Source organism: Stenotrophomonas beteli (assembly GCF_001431665.1).
GTDB classification, from domain to species: domain Bacteria; phylum Pseudomonadota; class Gammaproteobacteria; order Xanthomonadales; family Xanthomonadaceae; genus Stenotrophomonas; species Stenotrophomonas beteli.
In genome coordinates this window covers 163,115-172,830 of record NZ_LLXV01000021.1, presented here as the reverse complement: position 1 = coordinate 172,830, position 9,716 = coordinate 163,115, and the positions used below count along the sequence as shown (strand labels likewise).

The window sequence follows — 9,716 nt, the reverse complement described above, 5'->3', positions numbered from 1 at the left end:
GGCTGCGTCAGTCCAGCGCAGCGATCTTGATCTGGTCCTGTTCCAGCCACACCTGCACGGCTTTGCCGCGCAGGGTGTCCGGGACATCGTCCAGTACCTTGTAGTGGCCGGCAATGGCCACCAGTTCCGCATGGAAATCACGGCAGAAGATGCGTGCCGCGGTGTTGCCCTGGGCCCCTGCCAGCGCGCGGCCGCGCAGGGTGCCGTAGATATGGATGCTGCCATCGGCGATGACTTCGGCGCCGGCGCCGACGGTGGCCATCACGGTCAGGTCGCAGTTTTCCGCATACAGCTGTTGGCCCGAACGCACGTTGCCCAGCTGCATGCGGCCCGGCTGCGGTGCCGCGGCGTCGGCCACCTTGGCCACCGGCGCGGCCGGTGCCGGCTTCGGTTCGGCACGGGGGGCACGGCGTGGTTCCGCTGCGGGCGGCGGCGACGCCGGTTCGGCCTCGGCGCGCTCGTACTGGGCGCGGAACTTGGCCAGCAGCGGCAGGCCGAGCTGCTGCGAGAGCAGGTCGACCGCGCTGGTGCCATAGGCCAGGGCCACCGGCAGCACGCCGGCGCTGCGCAGGCCATCGACCAGCGCCTGCGCGGTGGCCACGTCCGGTACCTGGCTCAGGCCACCGAAGTCGAGGATCACCGCAGCGCGGCCGAACAGCTTTGGCGCGCGGGTCACGCGCTCGCGCATTTCCTGCACGAGGCGTTCGACATCAAGGGTACGGATACGCAGGTTGGCAATGCCCACCTGGCCGATCTTCAGTTCACCGGCCTGTTCGTAATCGAAATTCACCGCCACGCTCAGGTCCCCGTCGGCCGCTGTGCCTGCGCCGGCAGCTGCCGGGCACGTGTCCATGCCACATCCGGCAGCTTGCCGCCATAGGTCTCCTGGACCCACGGGTAGCTGCACAGTTCCTTGGCCAGCATGCTGGCGCGCACATCAACCTGCGGCATGGTGTTCTGGCCCAGCTCGCGGAAGCCGAAGCTGCCGTGGAAGAGCAGGGCGGCATCGGCGCCATGGTCGAGGAAGACTTCGCAGGTCATCTGCGGGTAGCGCAGCTCGGCAAAGCTCTGCGCGTCGGCATAGAACGCACGGCCGACACCGCCGCCACGACGGCGGCTGGCGACCACGATGCGGTCGATGTAGAAGAACGGGGTGTCCAGCTGCTGCTTGAACCAGGCGAAGTTGCTGCTGTCGTGCTGGCTGTCGCTGCCGAAGCCGATCAGGAAGCCGGCCAGGTTGCCGTCGCGCTCGGCGACGCGGAAATACTCAGCGGTTTCGTAGAACAGGCGCAGGCGGGCCGCATCCAGGGGAAGGATGGCCAGGCCAGCGTTGTTGTTCAAAGCCAGGACGGAATCGAGCTCGTGCTCGCGCACGTCGCGGATGACAATCGACATTGTGACTCCGTGGGGTAACGCGGTTGGTCCATCGAGGGACCCTGCGCACGATTATTGCATGCCCGGGGTGGGCTGCGGCATGAACAGGCGACCGGGCAGGCATGACTTCCGTGGGGTGCGGTGCGCAGGCCGGGCCCGTAGAGTGCTGGCATGTTGGGAGTCCTCAGCCATACCCGCGTCCTCCGCCTGGCCGGCCTGTTCACCTGGGTCATGGTCGGCCTGCCGCTGGCCTATTCGCAGTTCGAGAACCTGCACAGCCGCAGCGACATGGGCAGCTGGGCGATCCTGCTGTTCGTCGCCTATCTGTCCTTCGGCACGGCGTACTACTGGTTGACCCGCATCCTGCGCAGCGACAGCCACACCAGCTGGCTGGACCGTGGCCTGTTGTTGCTGCTGACGGTCTCGGCACTGGGGGTCAGCTTCCTCAGCGGTTCGGGCCTGGGCAGCATCCTGATGATGGTCGCCGCCGGGGTCATCCCGTGGATGCTGTCGGTGCGGCTGGGCGTGCTGTGGTTGCTGGTCAGCCAGCTGGCGGTGGCGCCGGTCTATTACATGCTGCTGCGCTTCCCGCTGTTCGAAGCGGTGATGCAGTCGCTGCTGTACGGCGGCTTTTCCATGTTCATCTTCGTGACCAGCCTGGTTGCCCGGCAGCAGACCGAGGCCCGCGACGAGCAGCGCCGGCTCAATTCGGAGCTGCGCGCCACACGGGCCCTGCTGGCCGAGAGTGCGCGGGTCAACGAGCGCACCCGTATTTCGCGCGAGCTGCATGACCTGCTGGGCCACCAGCTGACCGCCCTGACCCTCAACCTGGAAGTGGCCGGCCACCTGGCCGAGGGCCAGGCGCTGGACCACGTGAAGCGCTCTCATGCGCTGGCTAAGCTGCTGCTGGGCAACGTGCGCGAGGTGGTCAGCCAGCTGCGCGAGACCGGTGCCATCGACCTGGCCGCGGCGCTGCGGCCGTTGACCGAGAACGTGCCTTCGCTGGACATCCAGCTGGAGATCGACGATCCGCTGAACGTGGAAGACCCGCAGCGGGCCCATGTGCTGCTGCGCTGCACCCAGGAGATCATCACCAACGCGGTGCGCCACGCCGGCGCCCGCCACCTGTGGATCAAGGTGTACCGTGAAGCCCCCGACCGGGTGGTGGTGGAGGCCCGCGACGACGGTGTCGGCGCGGATATGGTCAATGTGGGCAACGGCTTGCGCGGGATGCGCGAGCGCCTGCAACAATGTGGTGGCCAGCTGCAGATCGAGACCCGTCCCGGCGAAGGCTTCCGGCTGCGGGCGACGGTTCCGGCAACGGTGCTGGTGGCGGCCCTTACCAAGGTTCCTGAAGGAGTGCGTTGATGATTCGCGTCTGCCTGGTCGACGACCAAACCCTGGTGCGGCAGGGAATCCGCTCCCTGCTGGCGCTCGACGACGGCATCGAAGTGGTGGCCGAGGCCGGCGACGGCCGGCAGGCGGTCGAGCTGATCCCGCAGGTGCGCCCGGATGTGGTGCTGATGGACATGCGCATGCCGGTGATGTCCGGTCTGGAAGCGCTGCAGGTGCTGTCGCGGCAGGAGCAGCTGCCGCCGACCATCATCCTCACCACCTTCGACGATGACCAGCTGGTACTGGCCGGGCTCAAGGCCGGCGCCAAGGGGTACCTGCTCAAGGACGTCACCCTGGAGCAGCTGGTCGGTGCCATCCGCACCGTGGCCGACGGCGGCTCGCTGGTGCAGCCGGCGGTGACCCAGCGCCTGCTGTCCGGTCTGGAGCACATGCGCAACGAATTCGTCAGCCTGGACCGGCCGGATCCCTTGACCGACCGCGAGACCGAGATCCTGCGTCTGATGGCCAGCGGCTTCTCCAACAAGGAGATCGCCAACTCGCTGGGCGTGGCCGAAGGGACCATCAAGAACCATGTGTCCAACATCCTTTCCAAGCTGGGCGTGCGCGACCGGACGCGCGCCGTGCTGAAGGCGTTCGAACTTCAGCTGGTCTGAGGAAAATCGTTCTCATACAAAGACTTGGGTAGCCATGTGGGGGTCTGGCCGGCGGCCCCCTCTACATGCCGGGTGGCGGTATGCGTTACCCTTCGAACTCTTTGTCCATACAAATACGCAGCCGGCAGGGAAACCGGTGCGCCAATCCCGATAAACAATGCCCGCGAAGCCTGCTAGGATTGGCGCTTCGCTTCAATCAACCCGGCCGTGGGATCGGCCCCGGAGACTCTCTGAATGACCCGTATTATCGAGTTCCTGATCGCCTTGGGGATCGTGGCTGGCCTGTTCGTCATCATTGGCGTATGTCTGCCGGGCGAGCGTCACATCACCGAAAGCATCGAGACCAACCGCAAGATGACGATCGTGTACGACACGGTCAGCAGCCTGCGCCGCTTCAAGGACTGGAACCCGCTGGTACTGCGCGATCCCGCCGTTGAACTGAAGCTGTCTGGCCCGGCCTCCGGCAAGGGCGCGACCCTCGACTTCACCTCCAAGGACCTGGGCACCGGTTCCTGGAAGATCACCGACGCCGAAGAGAACAAGCGCGTTGCGATCGCCATCGAAGACGCCACCAAGGGTCACGACAAGGTCACCACCTTCACCCTGGAGCCGACCGGCAAGGGTGGCCGTAACGTCAAGATCACCCAGGACTACTCGGTGAAGTACGGCTTCGACCTGTTCGGCCGTTACGCCGGCCTGTATGTCAGCCGCCAGATCGGCGACGACATCAAGATGGGTCTGTCGCGCATGGCCAACATGCTCGCCACCGTCCCGAACGTCGACTACCGCACCCCGGAAGCGCCGCTGACCGACCTGGCCATTGTTGAAGTGCCGGCCGAAGACCTGCTGGTCGTCAACGCCGGTAACGTGGATCGTGGTCAGGACACCATCACCAAGTCCATCAAGGACAACCAGGAATGGATCAAGCGCGTGATGGAGGCCAATGGCCTTGAAGCCGCTGGCCCGTTCCGCATCATCACCACCGACTTCGGCCAGGAGAAGTACGCCTTCGACATCGCCCAGCCGGTGAAGAAGAAGGGTGCTGAAGGTGCCACCGCTGAAGCCCTGACCGTCAAGATCGACGGCGGCGCTCCGGTCAAGTACGTGCACGTCGCTCCGCACCGTTCGGCACATGCGGCCTACACCGGCCACATGGCAGGTCTGGACGTGGCCCGCAATGGCCTGCGTGCCTGGGCCGTGACCTCGGGCAACGAAGTCATCGACCGTCCGTACGAAACCTGGAAGGACGGCATCGACAAGTCGTTCACCCCGGAAGGTACCTACGACATCTACTGGGCCGTCAAGTAAGCGTCGGCTGACCCATGTAGTGTTGGATACGAAAACGCGCCGCTCACTGCGGCGCGTTTTTTTTTCATCTGGCGCCCGGTATGGGGCGCTGCGCAAGGAGCCCTCATGTTCAATCTCGAACGCCGCGCACGTAAGCCCTCCCTGCTGGCCTGCCTTGGCGCGCTGCTGGCCGCCGCCTCGATCGGCCTGTCTGCCTATGCCTCGCATGGCGTGGCTGATCCGCTGGCGCAGCAGCATCTGAACATGGCGGCGCTGTATGCGTTCGCGCACGGTGCGGTGCTGGTGGCGCTGGGGCCGCGCGCGCAGGGGGCGATCGCGCACCTGGCGCTGTACGTGCTGCTGTTGGGCGTGTTGCTGTTTTCCGGCAGCCTGGTGGGCGGGGCGCTGTGGCAGTGGCCGACGCGGATGGCGCCGATCGGGGGTACCAGCATGATGGCCGGATGGGTATTGCTGGCGATCAATGCGTTGAGGCGGTGAGGGCCGCAGGGCTGTCGCTCCGATCCATGCCGATACGATCGTGATGGTTCATGGGCGTTACTTTTCTTTTCGCGCGAAAAGAAAAGTAACCAAAAGAAACGCGCCGCCGACCGCAGCCGGTGCTGCGCACCGGTCCCCTGCGCTCCTCGGCCCGTCGAGGGACGGTGCGGAAAGCAGCCGAGCATGGCTTGGCTCTACAGAATCGCAAGCACCTCTTCGCCCTCGCCGGACCTGCGGTGCGCGGCTCGCTTGAAGGCGGACCCAACAGCCGCGCGCTGATCCGTTGCAGAGGCTTCGAGCGAAGCGACCCGCTTTTGTCTTTGCTCTCTTGTTCCATTCCGTGGCGGACGCACGCGGAATAATTCCAGGCCACGGGCGGGGTGGGCTTGCGGGGGTGTAAGCCGCATGGATGCGGCGCCCAAGCCTCCACGGACGGATTCACAGCGCCCCCCGCAAGTTCATCCCGCCCGCGGCCATGCGCTGACTGCTCCAGGCTTTAGCCACGAGGGGCTCAGCCGTTGGCCTCTCTCCAGCACCAGTGCCAGGGTTCGTAGACGATGCCGTGCGGGTTGTCGCGCGGGTAGCTCAACTGGAAGCCGTGCCCGCCGGCATGGCTCTGCAGCCAGGCGAACGCATCGGTGGCGTCGAAGGATTCTTCTGCCGGCGCACCGCCCGGCGTGCCGATGTCCAGCGCATGGCCGCTGTGGTGTTCACTGAAACCCGGCGCGGCGTTCACCTTCAGGATTTCCGTTACGCTCAGCCCGCGCGCCCGCTTCCGTTCGAAGATGCCCAACTGGTAGGCATGGCTGCGGAAGCCGGAGATTGCATCCAGTGCGACGCCATCCCGCGCGGCGTGCAGGCGCATCCGCCGCCAGCCCTGCGCGGCGCCGCGGCGCAGCCACAGCGGGCGCCCAAAGCGGTCGCGGCCGGCGAAATGCAGCAGGCAGGGTTCGGCTTCCAGGGGCAGGCCACTGTCATCCGCGTAGTGCTGGGCGTCCAGGCCCAGCTGCTGCAGGCGCTGCTGCAGCCCAGCCAACGGAAGCCATTGATCTTCCAGCGCCGCGCCGAATGGTCGAGCTGCCGCGGCGTCCAGCAGCGCCAGTGCTTCCTCGACCCCGGGCTCACGCGGCAGTCGTGGCACCATCGAATGCACGCCGCGTGGCAAGACGGCCGCCAGATAACGGCCATCACGCTTGCGCCGCAGTACCCAGTGCGCCCGTGCCAGCAGGCGCGCATCGAGGTTGCTGCGTGTGCGCAGCAGGCCGGCGGGCCATGCTTCGATGGCCTCGGTATTGATCAGCAGGGGCGCGCGTCGTTGCATCGCCGCAGCTTACTGCTGTGGCACGGTCACGGCCACCTTGCGCAGGGCGTCCAGCAGCGCCTGCGGCCGCTCCAGGCTGAGCAGCAGCGTGCTGCCATCGCGCACCGGCAGGGCCAGCACGCGGCTGCGGTCGGTCACCAGGGCAAAGCCCTTGCCGCCACCCTGCAGGCGGAAATGGCCGGAATGGAACCCCGGCATCGAATAGCCGTTGGTCTTGAAGCGGATGGCGTAGCGCCGGTCACGGCCGAGATCGACCACTTCGGCGCGGTCCAGCTGCAGCTGCGCCACCGGCACGCGCCGTCGGTACAAAGTTGAACGTACATCCAGCAGCGCGCCATCGAAGGTCACCCGGCGCCGGAAGAACGCCACGCTCAGGCCGGTGCCGATCACTGCGATCACCAGCAGGCTCCACGCTGCGCTGCCGCCCATCCGGAACCAGGGGGGAGAGAGTGTCACCTCGATCCAGGGTGCCGTCGCCACCGGCCGGTGCAGCTGCGCATACACGCTGGCCGCGAACGCCAGAAGCACCGGCATCACCACCCACAGCACGCGCAGCGGCGAGCTGGCGGCCACCTCGAACGGCCTGGGGTCGCTGCCGTTCATCGCTGTGCCTTTATCCAGGCAGCCACGCCGTCGATCAGCGTCGCATCGACATGGCCCGTTTGCGCGTACTCCTGCAACGAGCTGGGGCCATTACCGGCAATGCCGATATGGTTCAGGGCCGGATACGCCAGCCACTGCACGTCATTGCGGGTGGCCAGCGCCTTCTGCCACAGCACCCAGTCGGTGTCGGGCACCTGGAAGTCACGGCCGCCGTGCAGCATCAGCAGAGGCGTGCGCAGTGCCTGTGCATCGGCGCGCGCATCAACGGCTTCAACACTCTTCCAGAACGACTGCGGCACCCCCAGCGGCAGCTCGCTGGCGGCCACCGGCGCGCTGCCCCGCGCGGCGGCGATCTGCCTGTCGAGCGTATCCAGAAAGGCCTGCTCGGATGCATTGATGCCGCCGTCCAGGCCCAGCAGGTAGCGGTTCTGTTCCGGCAGCAGGTCCAGCAGCGTGCGTGCAGGCGCCGCCCACAGGATCGCGCCCCGCACCTGCGGCCAGTGCCGGGCAATGCGCGGGGCGAGCATGCCGCCCTGGCTGTGGCCAAGTACGAATACGCGGCGCCCGTCGATGCGTGGGTCGGCGGCCAGTGCGGTCAACGCGGCCACGGCGTCGTCAGTGGTTTCGTCGTCAACGGTGAACCTGCCGCCCTGGAAATCCTGCGGGCGGGCGAAGGTGCGCTTGTCGTAACGCAGCACGGCGATGCCCTGGCTGGCCAGGCCACGGGCGATATCCAGGAACGGGCGGTTGCCGCCGATGGTCTCATCACGGTCCTGCGGTCCCGAGCCATGCACAAGAACCACCGCCGGGAACGGGCCCTTGCCCTTGGGCAGCGCCAGTGTGCCCGGCAGTGCGCCGCGCGCCTGCGGCACGCTGAAGTCGCGCTCGCCATAGTCCGCATCGGCGGGCGGTGGCGCTGCCTTGGCGGCCGGGGCCGGGCGCAGCATCAGGCCGGCCACCTTGTCCTGCGCATCCACCGCGACCTGCGCGACGACCCGGCCGCTGGCGAACTGCAGCGGCACCACCACCAGGTGCATGCCCTGCTGCGTGCTCACTTCAGCGGCCCCCCGCTGCTGCAGGGCGCCCAGCGACGTCCACAGCACGCCGAGCCTGTCGGCGGGTACGGCCTGGGCCATCTGCGCGGTCAGCATCGCTTCGGCATCGGCAATCTGGCCGGCCTGAAGGTGATCCAGCAACTGGTTGGCGACCTGCTGGGGCTCGGCGGCCAGGGCAGGGCCGGTGAGCAGGGCCAGTGACAGCATCAGTGCTCGGCGGTGCACGGACATGGCTACTGCTCCTTCTTGAAGACCAGCATGGCCGGGCGCATCGGCGCCGGAATGATGATGTTGACCAGCTCCCAGCCGAGTGTGCCCTGGCGGGTCAGCTCGCTCTGGATGTCCTCGGCCTTGAGGACGCCCATCATCGTGGTCTTCACTTCAACAGTCTGGTAGCTCCAACGCGTGCTCATTCCTTGTCCTCGGTTGATGGCCTGGGTTTCGGCAGGCGTCCTGCCTTGCGCAGTGCGTCGCGCAGTACGTATTCGATCTGTGCGTTGAGGCTGCGCAGCTCGTCGTCAGCCCAGCGCTGTGCCGCGGCCAGGACCTCGGCATTGATGCGCAGCGGATAGGCTTTCTTCTCACTCATGAAAACTCCTGGCGGGGCGGTGGGGCACCCCGTTGCGAGGATGGCTCAGTACAGCGAACCGGCGTTGACGATCGGCTGGGTGCCGCGATCGGAGCACAGCACGGTCAGCAGGTTGCTGACCATGTGCGCCTTGCGCTCTTCGTCCAGCTGCACCACGCCGTTCTTCTGCAGTTCGGCCAGGGCCATTTCGACCATGCCCACGGCGCCGGCGACGATGCGCGTGCGCGCGGCGATCACCGCATTGGCCTGCTGGCGCTGCAGCATCGCCTGGGCAATTTCGGCGGCGTAGGCCAGGTGGCTGATGCGGGCATCGAGCACCTGCACGCCGGCATCGGCCAGGCGCTCGGCCAGCTCGTTCTTCAGGTGCTGGGAGATCTCGCTGGCGTGGCTGCGCAGGGCCAGCTGGCCGTCTTCGTGCTGGTCGTAGGGATAGCTGGTGGCCATCGCGCGCAGTGCCGACTCGGACTGGATGTGCACGAAACTCTCGTAGTCATCCACGTTGTAGACCGCTTCGGAGGCGTCGACCACCTGCCAGACGATCACTGCGGCGATCTCGATGGGGCTGCCGTCCAGCTCGTTGACCTTCAGCTTGCCACTTTCGAAGTTGCGCACGCGCTGGCTGACCCGGCGCTTGGCATAGAAGGGGTTGTTCCAGCGCAGGCCGTTGTCCTTGACCGTGCCCACGTACTTGCCGAACAGGCTCAGCACGGCGGCCTGGTTGGGCTGGATGGTGTACAGACCGGCCAGGATGAAGACCGCAGCGACGATCACCAGCACGCCGGCCAGCATCATCAGCAGGTTCGGCGCGCCGGTGCTGGCCTTGGCCGCCACTCCCAGCACGAACAGCGCTGCGCCGGCCAGAGCGGCCAGCAGGGATCCGGCCAGGGTGCCCAGGCCGTTGAGGGAGGCAAGCGACTTCTCTTTCATGGCGGTACGTCCTTGAGGGTTCGATTGAAAGATATCAAAGTGATATCAGATGT

Annotated in this window: 12 protein-coding genes; 4 read left to right on the top strand and 8 right to left on the bottom strand. The window is 66.7% G+C overall.

Annotated features, from left to right (window positions below; translation table 11 throughout):
- Positions 1 to 7: 7 nt before the first annotated feature.
- Entirely contained in the window at positions 8 to 853 is an 846-nt protein-coding gene (gene minC, locus ARC23_RS05110; RefSeq protein ID WP_057496224.1) for a septum site-determining protein MinC, read from the bottom strand.
- Positions 799 to 1,395 carry a GNAT family N-acetyltransferase gene (locus tag ARC23_RS05105; RefSeq protein ID WP_010483371.1) on the bottom strand — a complete coding sequence of 199 codons (597 nt, stop codon included), beginning with the start codon at positions 1,393 to 1,395 and terminating at the stop codon, positions 799 to 801. The genes minC and ARC23_RS05105 overlap by 55 nt, the downstream gene beginning before the upstream one ends.
- Before the next feature lie 150 nt (positions 1,396 to 1,545).
- Here ARC23_RS05105 and ARC23_RS05100 point away from each other — a divergent pair, with 150 nt between their 5' ends.
- The 4 genes from ARC23_RS05100 to ARC23_RS05085 all read left to right on the top strand — a co-directional run bounded on the left by ARC23_RS05100 (position 1,546) and on the right by ARC23_RS05085 (position 5,168).
- Positions 1,546 to 2,742, top strand: a complete 1,197-nt coding sequence (locus tag ARC23_RS05100; protein ID WP_057496223.1) for a sensor histidine kinase — start codon at positions 1,546 to 1,548, stop codon at positions 2,740 to 2,742.
- Complete coding sequence (locus tag ARC23_RS05095) at positions 2,742 to 3,383, top strand: response regulator (protein WP_057496222.1); 642 nt, start codon at positions 2,742 to 2,744, stop codon at positions 3,381 to 3,383. The genes ARC23_RS05100 and ARC23_RS05095 overlap by 1 nt, the downstream gene beginning before the upstream one ends.
- Positions 3,384 to 3,617: 234 nt before the next feature.
- Positions 3,618 to 4,691 (top strand): polyketide cyclase, encoded by a 1,074-nt coding sequence (locus ARC23_RS05090; RefSeq protein ID WP_057496221.1) that lies wholly within the window; start codon positions 3,618 to 3,620, stop codon positions 4,689 to 4,691.
- A gap of 105 nt (positions 4,692 to 4,796) precedes the next feature.
- On the top strand, positions 4,797 to 5,168 hold the full coding sequence (locus ARC23_RS05085) for a DUF423 domain-containing protein (RefSeq protein WP_019659313.1): 372 nt from the start codon (positions 4,797 to 4,799) through the stop codon (positions 5,166 to 5,168).
- Positions 5,169 to 5,679: 511 nt separating this feature from the next.
- Here ARC23_RS05085 and ARC23_RS05080 read toward each other — a convergent pair.
- From ARC23_RS05080 to ARC23_RS05055, 6 genes are read right to left on the bottom strand one after another with little or no spacing between them, the layout of a single operon-like run.
- A complete protein-coding gene (locus ARC23_RS05080; protein WP_057496220.1) occupies positions 5,680 to 6,489 on the bottom strand; it encodes a M15 family metallopeptidase in 810 nt (269 codons plus the stop codon).
- Between the two features lie 9 nt (positions 6,490 to 6,498).
- On the bottom strand, positions 6,499 to 7,092 hold the full coding sequence (locus ARC23_RS05075; protein ID WP_057496219.1) for a PH domain-containing protein: 594 nt from the start codon (positions 7,090 to 7,092) through the stop codon (positions 6,499 to 6,501).
- On the bottom strand, positions 7,089 to 8,378 hold the full coding sequence (locus ARC23_RS05070; RefSeq protein ID WP_238985196.1) for an alpha/beta hydrolase family protein: 1,290 nt from the start codon (positions 8,376 to 8,378) through the stop codon (positions 7,089 to 7,091). Before ARC23_RS05070 ends, ARC23_RS05075 begins: the two co-directional genes overlap by 4 nt.
- A gap of 2 nt (positions 8,379 to 8,380) precedes the next feature.
- Positions 8,381 to 8,560, bottom strand: coding sequence for a DUF4177 domain-containing protein (locus ARC23_RS05065; RefSeq protein WP_057496218.1), 180 nt, complete (start codon positions 8,558 to 8,560; stop codon positions 8,381 to 8,383).
- Complete coding sequence (locus tag ARC23_RS05060; RefSeq protein WP_057496217.1) at positions 8,557 to 8,736, bottom strand: type II toxin-antitoxin system antitoxin; 180 nt, start codon at positions 8,734 to 8,736, stop codon at positions 8,557 to 8,559. Before ARC23_RS05060 ends, ARC23_RS05065 begins: the two co-directional genes overlap by 4 nt.
- Before the next feature lie 45 nt (positions 8,737 to 8,781).
- Complete coding sequence (locus ARC23_RS05055) at positions 8,782 to 9,663, bottom strand: SPFH domain-containing protein (RefSeq protein ID WP_057496216.1); 882 nt, start codon at positions 9,661 to 9,663, stop codon at positions 8,782 to 8,784.
- Between the last annotated feature and the right edge of the window lie 53 nt (positions 9,664 to 9,716).